Source organism: Dactylosporangium sp. NPDC005555 (assembly GCF_040605635.1).
In the GTDB taxonomy this organism is placed as follows: Bacteria; Actinomycetota; Actinomycetes; order Mycobacteriales; family Micromonosporaceae; genus Dactylosporangium.
The window spans coordinates 80,502-100,745 of sequence record NZ_JBEXDG010000036.1; the positions used below are offsets into that span (position 1 = coordinate 80,502).

A 20,244-nucleotide genomic window follows, 5' to 3' on the forward strand; every position below is an offset into this window, starting at 1 on the left:
TGCTGCCTTGACAAGTGGCGCGATCATTCCTACGGGAGAAGCTTCGCCCAGCGGGCGTGAAGTGGCGGTGAGGCGGCCGTGCCGTGGCACGAATCCGTGAGTCTCAGATTTCGAGCATCACCGTGTGCGGTCCGACGTTCACGCTTTCGACCAGCATGTGAGTCCGGAAGCGACCGGTTTCCACTGTTGCGCCCCGGTCTCGCAGATGCTGACAGAACGCCTCGATGAGCGGCTCCGCGGCCTCGGGGCGGGCGGCGGCGATCCACGTGGGGCGCCGGCCCTTGCGCGCGTCGCCGTACAACGTGAACTGCGAGACCACGAGCAGCGGCGCACCCAGGTCCGACGCGGATTTCTCCGACGGCAGGATGCGCAGCTCGTGGACCTTCCGGGCGAGCGTCTGGGCGACGGCGACCGTGTCGGTGTGCGTGACGCCGACGAGGACGAGCAGGCCGCCGTCGATCGCGCCGACGACGGTATCGGCGACGGTGACCGAGGCGCGACTCACCGTCTGTACCAGCGCCCTCAACCGAGAGGCCTGAGGATGTCGCGCTCCACGAGGTGGGCGACGAGGGGCACGGCCACGTCGGCGAGCACCTCGGCCGGTACGTCATGCGCGGCGGCGAGCACGTCGACCTGGTCGCGCAGGGTCACCGAGCCGTCGCACGCGCCGACGAGGGTCAGGGCCACCGGGTCGACCTCCTCCTGCCACCGCAGCCCGTCGGGCAGGCTCAGCACCTGCTGCCCGACCTCCCAGCCGTCGGCGCCGAGGGTCGCCTCCTGCCGCAGCGTGAGGCCCGGCGCGGCGACGAACCGCGAGCCGAGCAGGTCGCCGGAGCGCAGGAAGTCCTGCCGGGCGAACCAGTCGCCGATCAGCGGCCCGAGCGGCCCGTCGACGGTCTGCCGCAGGTCCTCGATGCGCACCGTCGGGTCGTCGTGCCCGCCGGCGCGCAGGGTGATCAGGCCGAAGCCGACCGCGTCGACCTTCTGCGCGTCGAACCAGTCGAGCCATGCCGCGGCGATCGCCGGCTGGCGCGAGGGGTCCTCGGAGGCGTCGCTGAGCCACAGGTTGACGTACGCGACCGGGTCGGAGACCTCGCGCTGGATCACCCACGCGTCGAGGCCGGTGCCGGCGAGCCAGTCGGCGACCCGGTCCTCCCACGGCTCGCCGGTGACGTGCAGCCAGTTGGCCAGGAACTGCATGTGCCCGCCGTCGGCGAGCAGCCCCGGCGCGGCGGCGACGAGCTCGGCGCAGACCGCGTCGCCGGGACGGCCGGAGTCGCGGTACGTGTGGTCCGTCGTCCCCGGTCCGGCGACGAACGGCGGGTTGCTCACGACCAGGTCGAAGCGGCGCCCGGCGACCGGCGCGGTCAGGTCCCCGTGCAGCAGCTCCCAGTCCAGGCCGTTGAGCGCGGCGGTCGTCGCGGCGAAGCGCAGCGCCCGGGGGAGCAGGTCGGTCGCGGTGACCTTCGCCGCGTGCGTCGACAGGTGCAGCGCCTGCACGCCGCAGCCGGTCCCCAGATCGAGCGCCGTGGCCACCGGGTCGCGCAGCGTGGCGGCGGCGAGGGTCGTGGAGGCGCCGCCGATGCCGAGCACGTGGTCGCCGGGCAGAGGCCGCCCGGGGCGCATGCCGGCGGACAGGTCGGCCACCACCCACCAGTCCCCGTACGGCTCCAGCTCGACCGCGGCCCGCACGCCGTCGCCGTCCGCTTCCAGCAACGGCAGGGCGCCCGCGAGCGGCAGGGGGGCGAGCGCGTCGGCGACCGCGCCGAGCGGCTCGGTCTGGCCGCACACGAACAGGCGCACGAGGGTCGCGAGCCGGCCCGGCTGCTCCTCGGTGCGCTTGAGCGCGGCGCGGAAGTCGTTGCGGGCGAGGGCGGCCGTTGCCGGCTCACCCAGCAGGTCCTTGATGCCCTGGGAGGTGTACCGGGCGGAGGTCAGCGCCTCACGAAGTCGGGCGAGACCGTCGGCGTCGAGCAGTGCATCCACCCTGACATCCTGCTACGTCAACGTTGGTCGATGCCTAAACAGGCCACGACGCGGGTCGCGTCGGCGCTGAGGAAGAGCTGGAAGTGCGTCGGCGGGTCCTCGACCTTCGCCTCGCCGATGCGTAGCGGCCGGTCGCCGGAGACCCGCAGCTCGGCGATCGCGTCGTCGCCGCCGAGCATCGGGGTGCCGATCTTCGCCATGTGCTGTGCCCGCCGCGAATAGCTGCGCGCGAGCTGGTCGGCCGGCACGGTGTCGTCCCACACGACGTAGTCCGCGCCGGCCCTGATCGCGTCCTTGCAGGCCACGAACGCTTCCCCCGGCGCCTCGTCGAGGAGCCGGAGCAGTACTTCACGCTCCATGACCTATGTGACCATAAAACAGGACTTTTGGGCAGCCCCTATGATCAGCAGTTCTTGAGCTTCTTCACCACCGCGGCCGGAACGTGCCCCGTGCAGACACCGTCGGTGCCACCGGAGATGGCGAGCCACTGCTTCTTGGCGGTGTCGTACTGGAACAGCACGGTCGCCTTGTCGTTGACCTCCGGCGTGGTGCGCCCGGTCGCCCAGTCGTCGGCGCAGCTGATGTCGGTGAGGCCCTTGCCGATGTCGACGGCGTTGGACACGTCGAGGTTCGCCACGAACGCCTTCTCCAGGGTCGCCGCGTCGACCGGGCACCCCGCCTGCGGGCTCGCGCCGGGCTTCGTGGGCGCCGGGCCGGTCTGCGGGGTCAGGGACTCCTGCGGGGTCGGCGTCGCGACGGCGGCGTTGTCCTTCGCCGCGTCGTCGGAGCATCCGGTCAGTGCGAGGGCCGCGGTCGCGGCGACGCACACGGCAAGTCGCTTCATCACAGGCGGAATCCTCCAGGTCGGCCGCACCCTGCGACAACCCTCTATCTGTCGAGGAACAGCCCTACCGCCTCGACGACGAGCGCGTGGTCGTCGGCCTGCGGCAGCCCCGACACGGTGACGACCCCGACGACGCCGACGTCCACGACCCGGATCGGGAACGCGCCGCCGTGCGTGGCGAAGTCGGCCGGGTCGACCCCGTAGGCCGCGTCCATCGCCTTGCCCTGCGCGGCCATCCGGCGGCCGACGAGGAACGACGAGGCGTTCAGCCGCTCCACGACCCGGATCTTGCGCTCGATCCAGCGGTCGTTGTCGGGTGCCGTGCCGGGCAGCGCCGCGTGGAACAGCTGATGCCCGTGCCGCCGGATGTCGATCGTGATCGGCAGGCCGCGCTCCTTGCCCAGGCGCACCAGCAGCGAGCCCAGCGTCCAGGCGTCGTCGTTGTCGAAGCGCGTGAACCGCAGTCGCTCCTCCTGAGCTTCCAGCTCGGCGATCAGGTCTTCCATGCGGGTGCTCCTCGGCTCGTCGGTCCGCCGCCAGCCTACGGCGGGCGTCCCAAGCCGGGCGCAAGCGGCTCCCAAGTCGCCCGCGCACGATACGAGCATGAGGACTTCGACGTGCAGCCTGTACATCGCCGCCGACCCGGCCCAGGTGTGGCGGGCGATCACCGAACCCGCGTACACCCGCCGCTTCTACCTCGGCCTCGCGGTCGAGTCGTGGTGGACCCCGGGCGCGCCCATCGTCTACCGCGCCGACGCCGGGCCTGTTCCCGACGTACTGCACGGCGACGTCGTGCACGTCGAGGAGGGCAGGCTGCTCGTGCACAACCTGTACACCGGCATCGGCGGGGAACAGGAGGTGCACTGCTGGCTGTCGTGGGAGATCACCGCTGTGCAACCGGGCCTGTGCCGGGTGGCGCTGCGCTGCGACGACGTCGACCGCGACCCGGATCCTGATCGTGACGAGACGTGGTCGCGGGTGCTGAGCGGCCTCAAGAGCGTCCTTGAGGCCGAGCGGTTCACGCCAGGTGCGTGACCGCCGCCGTCACCTGACCGGCCGCGTCGGCGGTTACTGCAGGTGCGTGAACGTCGCCTTCACCTGACCGGCCGCGTCGAGCGCTTCGAGGCGGCCGTGGGTGAGGCTGGCGCTGCGGAACGAGAACGTGCGCCGGCCCGGCTGCGCCTCCAGCAGCGGGATCACTCGGGCCGCCCCGCCCGGCGCCGACGTGTAGCGCAGCCCCGCCACCTCGGCCCCGACGACGCCGTTGACGCGGACCTTCGTCTTCTCCCGGCGGACCGCGAACGCGACCGGCTCACCCGCGGCCGGGGCGCCGGTGAAGTAGAAGTAGCGCGGGTTGGTGAGGTCCGCGGCCTGGTACGCCTTGAACGTCGGGTCGGCGCCGGCCGGCAGCGGCGTGAGCGCGAGCACCGCCAGGGCCACCGCGACCCCCACGGCGACCCGCCGGGCGGCGCGGAACCTGGGCATGCCCGCCACGACCACCCCGCCGACGCCCGCGACGCAGACGGCGACCAGCCCTAGCGAGCGGGCGTTCTCCAGCATGAACTGCCAGCCCGGGTAGACCGCGATCCCGCGCAGGGCGACGCCCAGCGACACCGTCATCACGACCAGCAGCGTCACCCCGGCCACCCGGTGCCACGCGCCCTCGGCGGCGACCAGCAGCATCGCCGCGAGGACCGTCCACACCTGGTGGTGCGTCCACGACACCGGCGACGCGGCGACGGTGGCACAGCCGACGAGGACCGCGGCCCGCACCGGCTCACCCTGCAGGACGACGGCTCCGGTCCGATCGCGGTCGGACGGGCCGCTGAGAACCCCCAGGTGCAACCGCCGCGCCCGCAGCAGCGCCGCACCGCAGATCGCCGCGATCAGCGCCGCCCAGACGACCGGCAGCGTCCCGGCGTCGAGCCCGATGCGCAGCAGCATCCCGTGCACCGATTGGTTGCCCAGCGAGGCGAGGTCGCCGATGCGCGAGGTCTGGAAGATGGTGCCGCTCCAGTACCGCACACTGGCGCCCGGCATGACCGCGGCCGCGATCCCGGCGCAGACGACGAACGCACCGGCGGCCCGCGCCGCGTCCTTGTACCGCCGCGCGACCAGGAAGTACACGACGAACAGCAGCGGCGTCAGCTTGATCGCGGCGGCGACCCCGACGAGGACGCCCCGGAACCGCGCGGGCACCACCTGCCCGGCGTCGACCAGCGCCAGCAGCACGATGAAGATGCTCACCTGCCCGAACCGCAGGTTGCTCTGCACCGGCGCCGACACCAGCAACGCCGAGGCGATCCCGGCGACGAGCAGCCCCCGCCCGCCGTGCGCGTCGAGCCACCCGCGCAGCCGGCCGTTCCCGTTTTGTGCGGCGCAGTCGGCGGTGCCCGGGCCGGTGCGGGTCACGGTGCGCGCGATGGCGATCACGGCCACGCACGTCATCGCCAGCCACAGCGCGCCGAGGGTCGCCTCGGGCAGCATGCTCAGCGGCCGGAACAGCACCATCGCGAACGGCGGATACGTGAACGGCCCGCCGTTCTCGGCGACGTAGTCGTAGAGCGGCCCGTCGAACTTCGCCGCCCCGTAGTAGATGTGCAGGTCCGACAGTCGCTGCGCCTCGGGCCGCCGCCACACCAGCGCGGCCGACACCGCCGCGATCCCCCCGAACGCGGCCCACGCCGCGACCACCCTGCGCTCGAACATCGCCCCAGGCTATGGCGCCCGTTCAACCCGTTCGCCGCTGCCACGTAACGGTTCCACCGCGATTGCCCAGGTCACAGCGCCTCGGGCCCCTACCGCGTGTCCGGAACGCTACAACCGCCCTGTGGCCCAGCTCGCTCGTCAACGGTCCGCGTCAGAAGGGGGCCTCCGACGTGAACTGTGAGACCCACTGCTCGACCTCGTCGAGGGTCGCGGGCCGCACGGCGCCGAGCATCAGCCCGGTCAGCCGTTGCTGCGAGATCGCCCGGACGTATTCCGGCATCACGAAGCTGGGCGTCGTGTGCAGTCCGGCCTCGCGGCCGATCGGGATGTGGTGCCGGAGCCGGCGGTCGCGTGAGGTGATCGGCGCGATGACCGCCATCCCGATCGGCCAGGCGTTGTAGGCCGACGGCGACAGCACCAGCACCGGTCTGCGGCCGCCCTGCTCATGACCCACGACGGGGCTGAGCTCGGCGAGCATCACGTCGCCGCGACGGATCACGGGTTGTATTCCGGGAACTCGGCGCGCGCGTCGCCGAGGCCGTCGCCGGAGGTCTGGTCCCACAGGCGGCCCTCGATGAGGTATTCGGCGAACCCGGCCGGATCGTCCTGCTGGAGCCGCTCGTAGTCGAGCGTCGCCTGGCGCATCGCCTCTTCCCGCTCCAGGCGCCGCGCCGTCTCTTCGAGCAGGGCGAACATCGTCGTGTCGCGGCTCGCGGCGACGGCCGCGAACACGTCCCGCGCTTCGGTCGACACGCTGACCGTCGTCTTCGCCATAGTCAAAACTATAGCGCTCGCCATACGTAGGGCCATATGGCGGAAATCGTAGGCAATCGACCGCGCCCGGGTCAACTTTCGGTGCGGAGACCCTCCAGGCGGCGGGTGAGGATGGCGCGTTCGGGGTCGGTGCCGGCGAGGGCGATCGCCTCGCGGTAGGAGTCGGCGGCCTCGGTGGTGCGGCCGAGGCGGGCGAGCAGGTCGGCGCGGGCGGCCGGCAGCGGGTGGTAGCCGCGCAGCCGGGGTTCGGTGGCGAGTTCGTCGAGCAGGGCCAGGCCCACCGCGGGTCCATCGCGCATCGCCACCGCCGCGGCGCGGTTCAGGGCGACGACCGGCGACGGGGTGAGGGCGAGCAGGACGTCGTAGAGGGCGACCACCTGCGGCCAGTCCGTCGTAGGCACATCGGCGGCCTCGTCGTGCAGAGCGGCGATCGCGGCCTGGACGGCGAACGGGCCAGCGCCGCCGGTCAGAGCGGCCCGCACCAGGGTGAGGCCCTCGGCGATCATCGGGGCGTCCCACAGGGTGCGGTCCTGCTCGTCGAGCATGAGACCGCCGCGGCGGGCGTCGCGGCGGGCGTGGATCAGGAGCATGAGCGCGAGCAGGCCGGTGACCTCGCGCTGGGCGGGCAGCAGGGTGCGCAGGATCCGGGTCAGGCGGATCGCCTCGGCCGCCAGGTCGTCGCGCTGCGCGGCGTAGCCCTCGGTGAAGATCGAGTTGAGGACCTGCAGGACGCCGGGGAGGCGGGAGGGGAGCTCGTCCGGGGTGGGCACCCGGAAGGGGATTCTGGCGTCGCGGATCTTCTGTTTGGCCCGCACGATGCGTTTCGCCATGGTCGCCGTCGGTACGAGATACGCCCGCGCGACCTCAGGGGTGCTCAGCCCGGCGAGACACCGCAGCGTCAGCGCGCCTCGGTCCTCGGCGGCGAGGGCGGGGTGGGCGCAGGTGAAGAACAGCTCCAGCCGCTCGTCGGGCAGTTCCCCGCCGCCGGAAGGCGAGCCACCGACGGCGTCGACCTGCAGGAGGGCGAGCTTCGCCGCGTACACCTGGTCCCGGCGCAACCGGTCGACGGCCCGGCGGCGGGCGGTCGTCATCAGCCAGCCGCCGGGGTTGGGCGGCACGCCTTCGACGGGCCAGCGGGCCAGGGCCGCCTCGACCGCCTCCGACGCGACCTCCTCGGCGAGGTCCAGGTCGCCGAAGCGGCGCACCAGCGCGGCGAGGAGGCGGCCGTGCTCCTCGCGGAACACGGCCTCGATCTCCCGCACGGGTCAGTTGCCGAAGTCGGCGATCGGCCGGACCACGACGGAGCCGCCGCCGCGCGAGCCGGGGCAGCGGGCCGCCCAGTCGAGCGCGACGTCGAGGTCCGGCACGTCGATGACGAGGAAGCCGCCGAGCACCTCCCGGGTCTCCGCGTACGGGCCGTCGGTCACGGTCCGCTCGCCCGCGTTGTCGACCCGCACGGTCGTGGCGGTCACCAGGTCGGCGAGGGACTCCCCGGTGACGAAGATCCCGGCCGCCTTGACCTCTTTGTCGTAGGTCTGCCAGTCCTCGAACATGTCCGGGCACGGCTCGGCGTCGTCCGCGGCGGCGTTGATGAGCAGCATGTACTTCATGGTCCGGGCTCCTTCGAGGGTCGTCGTACGCCATGACCACGAACGGGGACCGCCCGTATGGACAGCGGGGCTCAGGAATCTTCCGGGGGACCGGTCGCGCCGCGGATGACCAGGCGCGCCGGCGGCGTCACCTGCGGATCTCACGCCGCTGGGCACGCGGGACACGGTCGCCTTCGAGACGCCCGACGCTCATCGGCACGTCCGGTGCCCCACGGCCGCAGTCTACCGCCGGACGTCACCGGTCACGTCCTGCGTGGCGACACCCACGAGCACCGCCGCCACCGGGGCCTACCTGCCGGGCAGCGCCCGGTAGAGGGTGACGGAGACGGCGGCCAGCCAGGCCCAGATGACGATGACGGCGGCGACGAAGCCGAGCGTCAGGGCGGGCGCGCTGTTGCCGGAGGCGATGCCGGCGAACCCGGCCAGGAACAGCACACCCGAGATCCGCGAGTACACGGCCCAGCCCTTGCGCCCCTCACGCCCGAACCGCCGGGCGACGACGAAGCACGCGACGATCACGCACAGGAACCCGATCCCCCCGGCGGCGAGGTGCCCGATGCCGTGCCGGCTCACCGTTCCCGGTCCTTCAGGGGTACCGGCGGGGAATCCCATCGCCGGGTCGGCCCGCAGCATCCCGGCCGCGACGAGGCTCGCCCCGTAGACCCCGACGAGCCTGGCCGCCCAGGGGGTGCCCGGCAGCGCCCGGTGCAGCCCGACGGCCGCCGCGACCACCATCAGCCCCGTCAGGACGAAGTTCGTGATCTGGATCCAGCCGAGTTCCCCGTTGGCGAGGAGGCTCCAGGCGTGCCGCGTCAGGTCGAACCCGTCCCGCGTCAACGCCTGCGCGAGGCTGACGGTCACGTAGAACGGCCCGGCGAGCACCCCGTACCCGAGCAGCGACTTGGTGACCCGGTTGGCGCGGATGTGCGCCGGAACAGCGGCGGCGGTCGTGGTCATGACTGAAGTCCTTCCTCGTTGGCGTCTTCACCGACCTCTCGAACGGCCCGGCCCGGATCCGACACGACCCAATTGTGACGCCAGTCACACAGCGACAGCGATAGCCGCGGAGTAGCGCGCGAAGAGCGATATAAGATCGACGTCCGTGAAGATCCGTTCCGGCGGTTCCACGACTGACGGGGCGGGTCATGCGACAACACTGGCTGGGCACGATGCTGATCGCTGCGATGGCGGCAGGCACGGTGGCGGTGCTGCCCGCTGCGCCCGCGTCGGCGGCGGTGCCGTGCACGGAGACGGCACAGGACGCGGCAACGGCGCGGGCGACGGCGAAGCGGTGCCAGCGCCGGGTGGAGGTGCTCGCCGAGCGGTCCGAGACCGCGCTCGTCTTCGCGAACCCGTCGGGGACGATGACGGCGGAGATCTCACTCAAGGCCGAGCGGGCCCGCGGCGCGGACGGCCGCTGGGTCACGGCCGATGCGACGCTGCGCCGCAACACCGACGGGACGGTCAGCCCGGTCGCGGCCGCGCTTCCGGTCGTGTTCTCCGGCGGGGGCACCGGACCGGTGGCACGGATCGGCAAAGGCGACAAGGAACTCGTCCTCGACTGGACCGCCACGCTCCCGGTGCCGGTCCTCGACGGCCCGCGCGCCACGTATCCCGACGTCCTGCCCGGCGTGGATCTCCGCCTCACCGCGGACGTCGAGGGGTTCTCCGAGGTCTTGGTCGTGAAGGACCAAGTGGCGGCGAAGCACCCGGCGCTCAAGCGGCTCGCGTTCAAGACCCGGACGAAGGGCCTGAGCATCCGCACCGACTCCACAACCGGCGCGGTGTCGGCCGTCGACGGCTCAGGCGCGGTCGTGTTCGGCGGGTCGACGCCGACGATGTGGGACTCGGGCGTCAAGGCCGGCGCGCGTCGCGCGGCGACGGCGGACGGGGTCGCCGATCCGGCCGAGGCGCTGCCGGCGAAACAGCGGCCCATGCGCACCGAGATCACCCCCGGCGAGCTGGCGGTGGTGCCGGACGCGTCGCTGTTCACCGGCCCCCGACACCGTCTACCCGGTCTACGTCGACCCGACCTGGCCCGGCGGTCGCAATCACTGGGTCCTGCTGTGGAAGCAGTTCGGTGACACGTCCTACTGGGACCGGACCTGCGTCAACTGCGACGCCGACGAGGCGGACTCCGGCGTGGTCCGGGTCGGCTACCAGAACTTCTCCGGCGTCACGACCGCCCGGTCCGTGTTCGAGATGGACACCAGCGGGCTGATCGGCAAGCAGCTGAAGTCGGCGTCGTTCTCCATCACCCAGTCCTGGTCGGGCAAGGCGTGCGGTGGCACCGCCGGTGCCGCGGAGCTGTGGTGGACCAGCCCGATCAGTAGCGGGATGACGTGGAACTCCGCGAGCAGCGGGCTGCAGTGGAATGCCAAGCTCGCCTCGAACAGCCAGACCCGTCGCTACAACGGCAGCGGCGCCTGCGCGCCGGGCCGGGTCGAGTGGGACGCGGCGGCTGCGGTGCAGTCGGCGATCAACACAGGCTCGTCGGCGACGACCCTCGGCCTGCGCGAGACGGGTGAGACCGACCCCTACGCGTGGCGGCGATACCAGCTCGATCCGAAGCTGACCGTCGAGTACAACTCGTTCCCCTCGGCGCCTGACCAGTTCGTGGTGGCCAGCACCGCGCAGGAGCCGGGTCTGGCCTGCGCACCCGGCACGGTGCCCACCGTCCGCGCGACCCCGACGTTCCGGGTCAGGGCGGTCGACGTCGACGCCGACTCGCTCCTGTCCGTGACGTTCAAGCAGCAGAGGTACGTGAGCCCGCAGCTCGGGTGGGCGAGCATGGCCCCTGACCTCATCGTCCAGAACGTGCCGTCCAGCGGCACGGCCGCGGCGACCGTGACCTGGACACAGTCCGATGGGCGGTACCGGATCTGGGCACAGACCACGGACGGCAACGGCACCGGCGTGAGCGGCCCGCAGAGCGCGATCTGTGAATATCTCGTTGACGGCACCCCGCCTGGTACGCCGGCGGCGGTGACGTCCACGACATATCCGTCCGACGGCCAGTTCCACGGCGGCCGCGGCGTCACCGGCACCTTCACGGTCACGCCACCCACGACGAACCCGGGCGACGTGCAGAAGTACGCCTACGCGCTGACCCCGACCACCGGGCTTCCGGCGGACGGCACCCGGACCGTGACCGCAGACCCGGTCACCCGCGCCGCGACGATCCACGCGACACCGTCCAAGGGCGGAGAGAACCTGCTCCGGGTCTGGGCGTTGGACGCCGCCGGCAACGTGTCGAACGTACAGACACCGCTGGAGTACACGTTCAAGGTCGACGATCCCGCGATGGCCCTCGGGCAATGGCGCCTGGACGACCCGGCGGGTGCCACGACGCTCTACGACTACTCCGGTTACGAGCGGCATGGCTCCATCGTGCGGGCGACGACCGGTGTGCCCGGCCCAATGATCAACGGCTGGACGGCTACGTTGATCCCCAACGGCCTGCCCACCGAACGTGTCGGCGCCGTCGTGCCGAGGCCGTTCGCCAGCAACAGCACCTTCTCCGTCGCCGCCTGGGTGAATCTCGGGGGATCCAGGAGCTCGGTCGTTGCCGGCGCGGGCCCCGGTCCGCAGCGGGTCCGCGGTGAGCCCCTCCCGTCGAAGTCGTTCCACCTGATGTACGAGGCCGACACCTGCGGCGGCTGGGCGTTCCGCTACATCAACGCCGCTGGCGCGATCTCGCTGGCCTGCGCGCAGGTGCCCGCCCCGACCGGCGTGTGGACCCACCTGGCCGGCGTCTACGACTCGGGCGCGCAGACGATCACCCTGTACGTCGACGGCATCGCACGGGCGACGGTCGCGGTCACCGGTATGACTGCCGACGCGACCGGATCACTGACCCTCGGCTACTCCGCCTTCGGTATGTTCGACCAGCAGGAGAAGCTCGTCGGACAGCTGTCGGACGTGCAGGTGTGGAACCGCGCGATCTTCCCTGACGAGGTGGCGAGCCTGATCGGGCCGCCCGGCGGGGTCCCGGCCTCCGGCTGGGAGTTCGACGGCAACGGCGACGACATCGTCGGACGGGCCCCGTTGCAGCAGTCGGCGTCGCTCACGTACGGGCCGAACCGCGACGGCACCCCGAACGCGGCGGCCGTCTTCACCGGGACCGGCGCCTACGGCGTCACCACCGGACCGGTGCTGCGCACCGAGCAGTCCTACACACTGTCGGCCTGGGTGAAGCTCACCGACGCCGCGGGCGGCTCCCGGACCGTGCTCAGCCAGAGCACCAGTGCCGGACAGCCCGCCTTCCAGCTGCTGTACGACGGAACCTGCCACGGCTGGACCTTCGGCATGCTCGCCACACCCGGCGCCACCACCCGCACCGACGCCTGCGCGCCGACCCCGGCCGCGCTGAACACCTGGACACACCTGGTGGCGGTGCACAACGCCAGCACCCGCACCATGGCGCTCTACGTCGACGGCACCCAGGTCACGACGGTGGCGGCACCGGCCACACCGTTCTTCGCCGATGGGCCGGTCTCGGTCGGCCGGGTGGTGCGTGGCGGCGCGGCGGCGGAGCCGTTCGCCGGGTCCATCGACGAGGTCGCCCTTTACCCGGGCGCCCTTCCGGCGGCCGCGGTCGTGCTGCTGTGAGCCGGTCCGAGCGCGTCCCTTCCGACTCCCCCGCTGCGATCCGGAGACCATCGATGGCCGTCACCCGGCGCTTCGCGCTGACCGTCCACACCGTCGCTGTCGCGCTGGTCGTGTCCATGGTGGGCACGCCCGCGTTCGCCGCACCCGCGAAGGAGTACCAGCCACCGGCGGTGCAGAAGGTGACGCCGGTGCCGGTGACCAAGGTCAAGGCCGAGCCGGCCCGCACCGACCCCGTCGCCGAAGCGGCGAAACGGGTCAGGCCGGCGGCGGTGTGGCCGGCGGCCGGGTCGGCCGCGGTCGAGTTCGCCGCGGCCGGCGGCGTCCGGACGGCGTCCGCCCAGGAGCGGCTCGCGGCCGGATCCGCCCAGCGGGCCGGCACACTGCCGGTGACGCTGCGGCCGGCGGCCGGTGACACCGGCGGGGGCGCATACGCCGTCGCGGTGCTCGACCGGGATGCCACCACGAAGGCCGGGCGCGACGGCGTCCTGGTCAGGCTGACCCCACAGCGGCCCGGCGCCGCCCGCAGCGTCGGCGTCACCGTCGACTACTCAGGGTTCCGTAACGCCCACGGCGCCGACTGGGTCAACCGGTTGCGCCTGGTGCGGCTGCCCGAGTGCGCGCTGCAGACCCCGGACCTGCCGCAATGCCAGGCGACGCCGGTCAGCTCCGTCAACGACACCAGGCAGGGCACCGTCACCGGCCAGGTCGACGTGCCCGCGACGACGGCGTCGGCGCTGTCGGCCGGAGCGTCGGGCGGTGCGGCGCTCCTCGCCCTGACCAGCGGCCCGAGCGGCGCCGCCGGCGACTTCGGCGCGACCCCGCTGCAGGCGTCGGCGACGTGGCAGGCTGGTGGCTCCTCCGGCGACTTCAACTGGAACTATCCGCTGCGGGTCCCACCGGGCATCGGCGGACCGACCCCGAACCTGGGCCTTGCCTACTCGTCGCAGAGCGTCGACGGGCGCACGGACGCCAGCAACAACCAGCCGTCCATCGTCGGGGAAGGTTTCACCCTCGCCTCGAGCGGATTCATCGAGCGCCGGTACAAGTCGTGCGCCGACGACATGTCAGCCGGCGCCAACAACACCACGAAGTCGGGCGACCTGTGCTGGGAGACCGACAACGCGGCGCTGTCGATGGCCGGTCATGCCGGCGAGCTGATCTACAACAGCACGGACGGCTACTGGCACCTGCGCAACGACGACGGCACCCGTGTCCAGCGGCTGCCCGGCGCCACGAACGGCGCCCGCAACGGCGAGTACTGGCTGGTCACCACGCCGGACGGCACCATGTACCACTTCGGCCTCAACCGGTTGCCCGGCTGGACCGCCGGCCGCGGCGAGACGCAGTCGGTGCAGACCGTGCCGGTCTTCGGCAACGACCCGAACGAGCCGTGCCACACCAGCAGCTTCAACACGTCGAGCTGCACCCAGGCGTACCGGTGGAACCTCGACTACGTCCAGGACACCTACGGCAACACCATGTCGTTCTGGTACGACGTGGAAGCCGGCAAGTACGCGATGCACAACAGCGCGACGACGCTCGGCACCTACACGCGGTCGAGTTTCCTGCGCCGCGTCGACTACGGCACCCGCACCGCCAGCGAGTTCTCCACGGTGCCGTTCCAGGTCGAGCTGACCCCGGCCGACCGGTGCGAGACCAACTGCGGCAGCCACGGCACGAACTGGTCCGACACCCCATGGGACCTGGACTGCACCAGTAGCCCCTGCTACGTCGGCACCCCCACGTTCTGGTCGACGAAGCGGCTGGCGACGGTCACGACCCGGGTGTGGAACGGCACCGGCTACCGCGGCGTCGACCGCTGGACGCTGCGGCACTACTACCCCGACCCGGCCGACACCACCCGCGCGGGGCTGTGGCTCGCCGGCCTCACCCACACCGGCCTGGCCGGTCCCACCGAGATCACGCTGCCCGAGGTCGTGTTCTACGGCGTCCAGATGGCGAACCGGGTCGACTCCACCAGCGACAACCTGCCGCTCATGAACTGGTGGCGGGTCAACAAGATCCGCGGCGAGTCCGGCGGCGAGATCATCATCGACTACCACGACAAGGACTGCGTCGCCGGCACCCGGGTGCCGACCGCACCGGACAGCAACACCCTGCGGTGCTTCCCGGTGCGCGGCTCGTTCCCCGGCCAGCCGAACCGGGTCGACTACTTCCACAAGTACGTCGTGAAAGCCGTCGTCGAACACGACACCACCGGCGGCCCCGGCGACGACGTGATCCACACCTACGACTACCTCGGCGATCCCGCGTGGCACGCCGACGACGACGACGGACTGATCCCGTCCAACCGCAAGACCTGGTCGCAGTGGCGCGGCTACGAACGCGTCCAGGTGCGCACCGGCAAACCCGGCGAGCAGACGTTGCAGGAGTCGCAGTTCTACCGCGGCATGGACGAGGACCGCCTGTCCAACGGCACCCGCCGGCAGGTGCAGCTGCAGTCGTCGGAGGGCGCCGACCCGGTCGACGACGCCGAGGCATTCGCCGGCATGCTGCGGGAGAACCTCTACTACAACACCGCCGACATGTCGGTCGTCGGCGCGACGCTGAACACGGCGTGGCAGTCCGCGCCGACCGCATCGCGGACGATCGGCAGCACCACGGTCGACGCCCGCTATGTGGGGGTCAGCCGGGTGGACACGCGGATCGCGCTGGACCGCAACCCGTGGTTCGCGCGCAGCACCACCAACACCACCTACGGCGACTACGGCCTGCCGACCAGCATCGAGAACCTGGGCGACGCGACCAGGAACAACGACACGACCTGCACGAAGTTCACCTACGCGCGGAACACCACCCGTGTGGCTGCTGGGCACCGTGTCCCGCACCGAGACCTACGCCCTGCCGTGCTCCACGGCGCCGGCCACGGCCGCCGACGTCATGAGCGACACCAGATCGTCGTTCGACAAGCAGCCCTGGGGTGTCGCGCCCACCAAGGGCGGCGTCACCACCGAAGAGGTCCTCGACACCTGGGCGGCCGGCGCCTCGACGTACGCGACCACCCGCCGGTGGACGCTCGACGACCACGGCCGGGTGTCCGAGACGTTCGACGGCCTCGGGCGGCGCACCACGACCGAGTACCAGTCCACCAACGGCGGACCGGTCACGAAGATCGTCACGAAGAACCCGCTGGAGCAGGAGGCCAGCGTCGAGCCCGAACCGGCGTGGGGCGAGGTCGCCGCGGCGGTCGACCTCAACGGCAAGCGGACCACCGTCAAGTACGACGCCCTCGGCCGCAGCGTCGAGGTCTGGTCTCCCGGCGTCGTCGACCGGGCGACCGCGACGTTCTCCTACGACATCCGCCAGAACGGCGCGACGTCCGTGACCACCCGGTCGCTGAACCCGGCCGGCAACTACGTCACCTCCTACCAGCTCTACGACTCGCTGCTGCGGGAGCGGCAGAGCCAGACGCCGTCGCCGATCGGCACCGGCTACATCCTGACCAACCAGTTCTACGACTCCGCCGGCCGGGCGTCGGTCAGCTATGACGGGTACTACAGCACCACGGTCACCCCCGGCGAGCTGTACAACCCGGCCAACGCCGCGCTGGTGCTCAAGCAGACCCGGCAGGTGTACGACGGCGCCGGCCGCCCGACCGCCGCGGTCTTCCAGCCCGGTGGAACGGAGCGGTGGCGGACCACCCGGGTCTACGGCGGTGACCGGGTCTCCACGATCCCGCCGGTGGGCAGCGCCGCGAGCACCGTCGTCACCGACATCAAGGGCCGCACCACCGAGCTGTGGCAGTGGCCCGGGCGCACGCTGACCGGCACGCCCGAGAAGACCACCTACGCGTACAACCGCCAGGGCCTCCTGGCGAGCGTCACCGACCCGGCTGGGAACCAGTGGACCAGCACGTACGACGTCCGAGGCCGGGCCATCGAGTCCTCGGACCCGGACACCGGCATCACGAAGCGGACCTACAACGCCGACAACCAGGTCGCCACGGTCAAGGACGCCCGCGACCAGATCCTGGCGCTCAAGTACGACGACCTGGGTCGCGTCGTGGAGCGGCACGCGGACTCCCTCACCGGGCCGCTGCTGGCCTCATGGACCTTCGACACCCTCGCCAAAGGCCAGCTGACCTCCTCGACGCGGTACGACAACAACGCCACCTACACCGTTGCGGTCAACGGCTACACCGACGGCTACCTGCCGACCGGCACGACCGTGACCATCCCGGCCACGGAGACGGGCCTCGGCAACTCGTACACCACCGGCGCCACCTACAAGATGGACGGCTCGCCCGCCACGGTCACCCTGCCGATCGTCAACGGGCTCGCGGCGGAGACCCTGACCTACGACTACGACCAGAACACCGGCGCGCCGACGAAGCTGCGGACCCGGTACAACGGCGTCAACAGCACCCTCGTGGACGCCACGACGTTCTCCGAGTACGGGCAGCTGCTCCAGACGAAGCTCAGCACCGGCACCGGTGGTTCCGTCTACCTCAGCAACACCTACGAGGTCGACACCGGCCGCCTCCAGCAGAACCTGGTCTCCCGGACCGCGGTCACCCCGAACGAACTGTCGAAGGTGACGTACTCGTACGACGACAGCGGCAACATCATCAAGACCTCCGACGCGCCGACCGGCGGCATGGTCGACACCCAGTGCTACCGGCAGGACACGCTCGGCCGGATCGCCGAGGCGTGGACCCCGTCGTCCAACGACTGCGCCGCCAACCCGAACGCGTCGGCGCTGGGTGGCCCGGCGGCCTACTGGAGCAGCTTCACGTACGACCGCAGCGGCAGCCGTACGACGTCCACCGAGCACGCCACCGCCACGGGCGACGTCAAGGTCGACTACACGGTCGCCGGCGTGGGCCAGCCCCACGCGCACGCCCTGACGTCGACGACGACCACGGACAACACCGGCACCCGCACCGCCCAGTACACCTACGACAAGGTCGGCAACACCCTCACCCGGCCGGGCACCACCGCCGGCGCCACGCAGACCCTTGCCTGGGACCGGGAAGGTCACCTCGCGTCGGTCACCGAGGGCGGCTCCAGCACGACGTTCCTCTACGACGCCGACGGCAACCGGCTGCTGCGCCGCGACGCCAAGGGTGCCACGCTCTATCTCGGCGCCACCGAGGTCCGCTACGACAAGGCGACCGCCACCTCCAGCGGCACCCGCTTCTACAGTCACGCCGCCGGCACGATCGCGGTCCGCACCCGCACGGGCCTGAACTGGACCGCCGCCGACCAGCAGGGCACCTGCAACATCACGATCACCGCCGGCACGAACCAGGCGAAGATCCGCCGGCAGACCCCGTTCGGCGGCTCCCGCGGCACCGTGCCGACACCCTGGCCGAGCGAGAAGGGATTCGTCGGCGGCGACAACGACCCGACCGGTCTGGTCCACCTCGGCGCCCGCGAGTACGACCCGACGATCGGCCGCTTCATCAGCGTCGACCCGGTCCTCGACCTGGGCGACCCGCAACAACTGCACGGCTACGCCTATTCGGAGAACAACCCGGTCAACAGGTCCGACCCCAGCGGCCTGAAGTCCAGCATCATGAATATTGTCATGGAGTTCCTGAACGCCGCGGCGCTGGCTGCCATCGGTGGCCTGGCATACGCGTCCTGCGTCGCCGGAATGGTCAGCTACGCCCAGTTCCTGCTGCCCTTCCAGACAGCCATCTGCGGTGCGGTCTCGGGCGCCGCCGTGTACCTGGCCCAGGTCATCGCGGGCCAAGTGAAATTCAACGGCGTCGACTTCATCATGAGCATCTTCATGGGCGCCGCCATGGGCATGGGTGCGGAACTCGCGGCCAGCTTCCTGTCCTGGGCGGCGGGCCTCGTCCGCAACATGGGCCAGAAGGTGTTCGGCAAGGCCACCGACGCCATCGCCAACGGACTCGAGGATTTGGCCGCGGGACTGGGCGGCAGCCCGTCGCGCAACCCCGGCGGCGGGCCTCCGGGCGGCGGCGGCAAACCCACGCCGAAGACCAACGAACACGTCAACGCCAAACGCGGCGAAGCCAATCCGACCACCGAGGCCAACACCCCGAGCGCGCAGTCCACAGCCACCGGCGGTGGCCCCGGCAAGGCTCCGGGTGGCAATCCGTCGCAGCAGGGAAGCGGGGGAGCGGGCTACCGGACCCCGTACAGGCCCGGGATGGTCAAAGCGGTCAACCCGGAGGGCGGCATGAGGAACTGCGGCCCCGTGTCGAAGGCAGCTGACGCCACGCTCGGCGGGACGCCGATGTCCGCGCCCGGCGCCGCCCACCCCATGAGCCGGAGTGTGATGGAGGAGTACATGGGTGGCGGTCGCAAGTTCTTGGAATTTGGGAGCTTGGACGCCGCGCTGGCTGAGGTACGGTCATGGGGTCCCGGTGCCAAGGGAATCATCGGGGGCTGGCCGGCGGACGGTGGTGGATTCGGCGGCAAGGGCCACTTCTTCAACGTGGTGAACCGGCGTGGCGTCGTCGAGTTCTACGACTTTCAGCGTGGATGGGCCGATCACCTGGACCTGTGGACCCACTATTCGCTGATGCGGACGAAAGATATGGGATAACTCCAACCGCTCGCCCAGGCGTGACCTCGGCCGTCGCCGCCACCCACCCACCGGATGGCGGCGACGGCCGCACCGGACCGTGCTGTTCGATGTTGAGGACGGAACATGATGGACAGATCCGCCGCGATCGAAGCGGCTGCGGCGTTCCTGGCCGAGGAAAGCCGGCAATGGCCGGAGCTGCGTGTCAAGGTGATGCCCGACACGGCATTCGTGGACGGTGGCGCGCTGATCGTCTCCTGGAACTCGGCGGACCTTGTCGACCACGGGATCGAACTGGCGGCGCTGGCAGGAAACTCACCGATCCGCGTCGATCTGACGACGGGAGCGTGCGACTACGTTGATGACGACGACCTGTTCACCTATATGCGCCGGGGGCGCATGGGCTGACCGGTCAGTGGTGCTGTCCTCGATCGGCCGGAACAGCGTGAACCGCCCAGCACCTCGACATGGAGGAACTCGGTTATTCCGAGGTCATGTTCATGTTGAGATCCGTGGCCGCAGAGTTCGCTGAGTCCCTTGAATTGGTGTGGCCGGCGCTTGCGGATGCGGAGCCATTCGCAACCTGGAGTGCCGCGCGGTAGAAGATGCTGGCAAAACCGCCGGAATTGCGGCGCCTCCTGCTTCCTCGTTGAGGAAAGTCGGAGGCGGCAGTACCCCGATGTGAGGATTATGGAGGACTCTGCATTCCCGGAGAATGGGTTTCTGCTCGTTCCGTGGAACTCGGTCGCGCTGGTCGATCATGGGGATCAGGACGCGGAGTTGGCGGGGAATCCGCCGATTCGGGTGGACCTGCGGACCGGAAAATGTGAGTACATCGATCTGCTTGAAGCGTTCGACTACATGAGCCGGGGATTCATGAGCTGACCACGCCGTTTCCGGAGGCCTTCGCACCGCGGCGGAGGTCTCGGTCCGGCAGACGTGGCTCGTCGGCGTGAGCTGCCGACCCGGCTGGCGAGGCTCGCGCGACCACGCCGTCGGCTGGGGCAAGATTCGGTGTGACTGGTCAGGTGCTGGTCGGCGGGTCGGTTTGACTTGGGTCGATTGATGTCTGGATCATGGTCGGGTGTCTGGGATGTCGTCGATCGAGCAGCTGCTGGAGCGGCTTGCCCGGTTGGAGGCCCGGGTCGGTGAGCTTGAGCGGGACAACGCCGTGGTGCGGGTGGAGAATGC

The 20,244-nt window shown here is 71.0% G+C and carries 18 protein-coding genes; 7 read left to right on the plus strand and 11 right to left on the minus strand.

The features are described 5' to 3' along the window. Positions 1-103: 103 nt before the first annotated feature. From dtd to ABZS58_RS32845, 5 genes are read right to left on the minus strand one after another with little or no spacing between them, the layout of a single operon-like run. Entirely contained in the window at positions 104-526 is a 423-nt protein-coding gene (gene dtd / locus ABZS58_RS32825) for a D-aminoacyl-tRNA deacylase (RefSeq protein ID WP_354787123.1), read from the minus strand. Beyond that, complete coding sequence (locus ABZS58_RS32830; protein ID WP_354787124.1) at positions 523-1,986, minus strand: methyltransferase; 1,464 nt, start codon at positions 1,984-1,986, stop codon at positions 523-525. The genes dtd and ABZS58_RS32830 overlap by 4 nt, the downstream gene beginning before the upstream one ends. A 17-nt stretch (positions 1,987-2,003) precedes the next feature. Beyond that, on the minus strand, positions 2,004-2,345 hold the full coding sequence (locus ABZS58_RS32835) for a hypothetical protein (protein WP_354787125.1): 342 nt from the start codon (positions 2,343-2,345) through the stop codon (positions 2,004-2,006). 44 nt (positions 2,346-2,389) lie between these two features. Continuing rightward, entirely contained in the window at positions 2,390-2,830 is a 441-nt protein-coding gene (locus ABZS58_RS32840; RefSeq protein ID WP_354787126.1) for a hypothetical protein, read from the minus strand. Positions 2,831-2,874: 44 nt separating this feature from the next. Continuing rightward, positions 2,875-3,336 carry a heme-degrading domain-containing protein gene (locus tag ABZS58_RS32845; RefSeq protein ID WP_354787127.1) on the minus strand — a complete coding sequence of 154 codons (462 nt, stop codon included), beginning with the start codon at positions 3,334-3,336 and terminating at the stop codon, positions 2,875-2,877. Positions 3,337-3,433: 97 nt separating this feature from the next. On the opposite strand from ABZS58_RS32845, the gene ABZS58_RS32850 reads away from it, so the two are divergent. Next, positions 3,434-3,865: an SRPBCC domain-containing protein gene (locus ABZS58_RS32850; protein WP_354787128.1), complete on the plus strand. Its 432-nt coding sequence runs from the start codon at positions 3,434-3,436 to the stop codon at positions 3,863-3,865. Between the two features lie 33 nt (positions 3,866-3,898). On the opposite strand, the gene ABZS58_RS32855 is transcribed toward ABZS58_RS32850, so the two are convergent. From ABZS58_RS32855 to ABZS58_RS32880, 6 genes are all read right to left on the minus strand, one after another. Beyond that, a complete protein-coding gene (locus tag ABZS58_RS32855) occupies positions 3,899-5,539 on the minus strand; it encodes a glycosyltransferase 87 family protein (RefSeq protein WP_354787129.1) in 1,641 nt (546 codons plus the stop codon). 151 nt (positions 5,540-5,690) lie between these two features. Further along, a complete protein-coding gene (locus ABZS58_RS32860; protein ID WP_354787130.1) occupies positions 5,691-6,038 on the minus strand; it encodes a type II toxin-antitoxin system PemK/MazF family toxin in 348 nt (115 codons plus the stop codon). After that, positions 6,035-6,313: a hypothetical protein gene (locus tag ABZS58_RS32865; RefSeq protein ID WP_354787131.1), complete on the minus strand. Its 279-nt coding sequence runs from the start codon at positions 6,311-6,313 to the stop codon at positions 6,035-6,037. Before ABZS58_RS32865 ends, ABZS58_RS32860 begins: the two co-directional genes overlap by 4 nt. A 71-nt stretch (positions 6,314-6,384) precedes the next feature. Then, positions 6,385-7,566 carry a DUF6596 domain-containing protein gene (locus tag ABZS58_RS32870; RefSeq protein ID WP_354787145.1) on the minus strand — a complete coding sequence of 394 codons (1,182 nt, stop codon included), beginning with the start codon at positions 7,564-7,566 and terminating at the stop codon, positions 6,385-6,387. A gap of 12 nt (positions 7,567-7,578) precedes the next feature. Beyond that, the gene (locus tag ABZS58_RS32875) at positions 7,579-7,923 is read right to left on the minus strand and encodes a YciI family protein (RefSeq protein ID WP_354787132.1); all 345 of its coding nucleotides are present in this window, start codon (positions 7,921-7,923) and stop codon (positions 7,579-7,581) included. 288 nt (positions 7,924-8,211) lie between these two features. Continuing rightward, a complete protein-coding gene (locus ABZS58_RS32880) occupies positions 8,212-8,880 on the minus strand; it encodes a DUF998 domain-containing protein (RefSeq protein ID WP_354787133.1) in 669 nt (222 codons plus the stop codon). Between the two features lie 188 nt (positions 8,881-9,068). On the opposite strand from ABZS58_RS32880, the gene ABZS58_RS32885 reads away from it, so the two are divergent. From ABZS58_RS32885 to ABZS58_RS32910, 6 genes are all read left to right on the plus strand, one after another. Beyond that, positions 9,069-10,007: a hypothetical protein gene (locus tag ABZS58_RS32885; protein ID WP_354787134.1), complete on the plus strand. Its 939-nt coding sequence runs from the start codon at positions 9,069-9,071 to the stop codon at positions 10,005-10,007. Positions 10,008-10,065: 58 nt separating this feature from the next. After that, positions 10,066-12,534, plus strand: a complete 2,469-nt coding sequence (locus tag ABZS58_RS32890; protein WP_354787135.1) for a LamG-like jellyroll fold domain-containing protein — start codon at positions 10,066-10,068, stop codon at positions 12,532-12,534. A 53-nt stretch (positions 12,535-12,587) separates the two neighbouring features. Next, positions 12,588-16,043 carry a hypothetical protein gene (locus ABZS58_RS32895; RefSeq protein ID WP_354787136.1) on the plus strand — a complete coding sequence of 1,152 codons (3,456 nt, stop codon included), beginning with the start codon at positions 12,588-12,590 and terminating at the stop codon, positions 16,041-16,043. A 193-nt stretch (positions 16,044-16,236) separates the two neighbouring features. Next, on the plus strand, positions 16,237-19,074 hold the full coding sequence (locus tag ABZS58_RS32900; protein WP_354787146.1) for an RHS repeat-associated core domain-containing protein: 2,838 nt from the start codon (positions 16,237-16,239) through the stop codon (positions 19,072-19,074). A gap of 105 nt (positions 19,075-19,179) precedes the next feature. Further along, positions 19,180-19,461 carry a hypothetical protein gene (locus ABZS58_RS32905; protein WP_354787137.1) on the plus strand — a complete coding sequence of 94 codons (282 nt, stop codon included), beginning with the start codon at positions 19,180-19,182 and terminating at the stop codon, positions 19,459-19,461. A 282-nt stretch (positions 19,462-19,743) separates the two neighbouring features. Then, complete coding sequence (locus ABZS58_RS32910) at positions 19,744-19,938, plus strand: hypothetical protein (RefSeq protein ID WP_354787138.1); 195 nt, start codon at positions 19,744-19,746, stop codon at positions 19,936-19,938. Positions 19,939-20,244 lie beyond the last annotated feature (306 nt).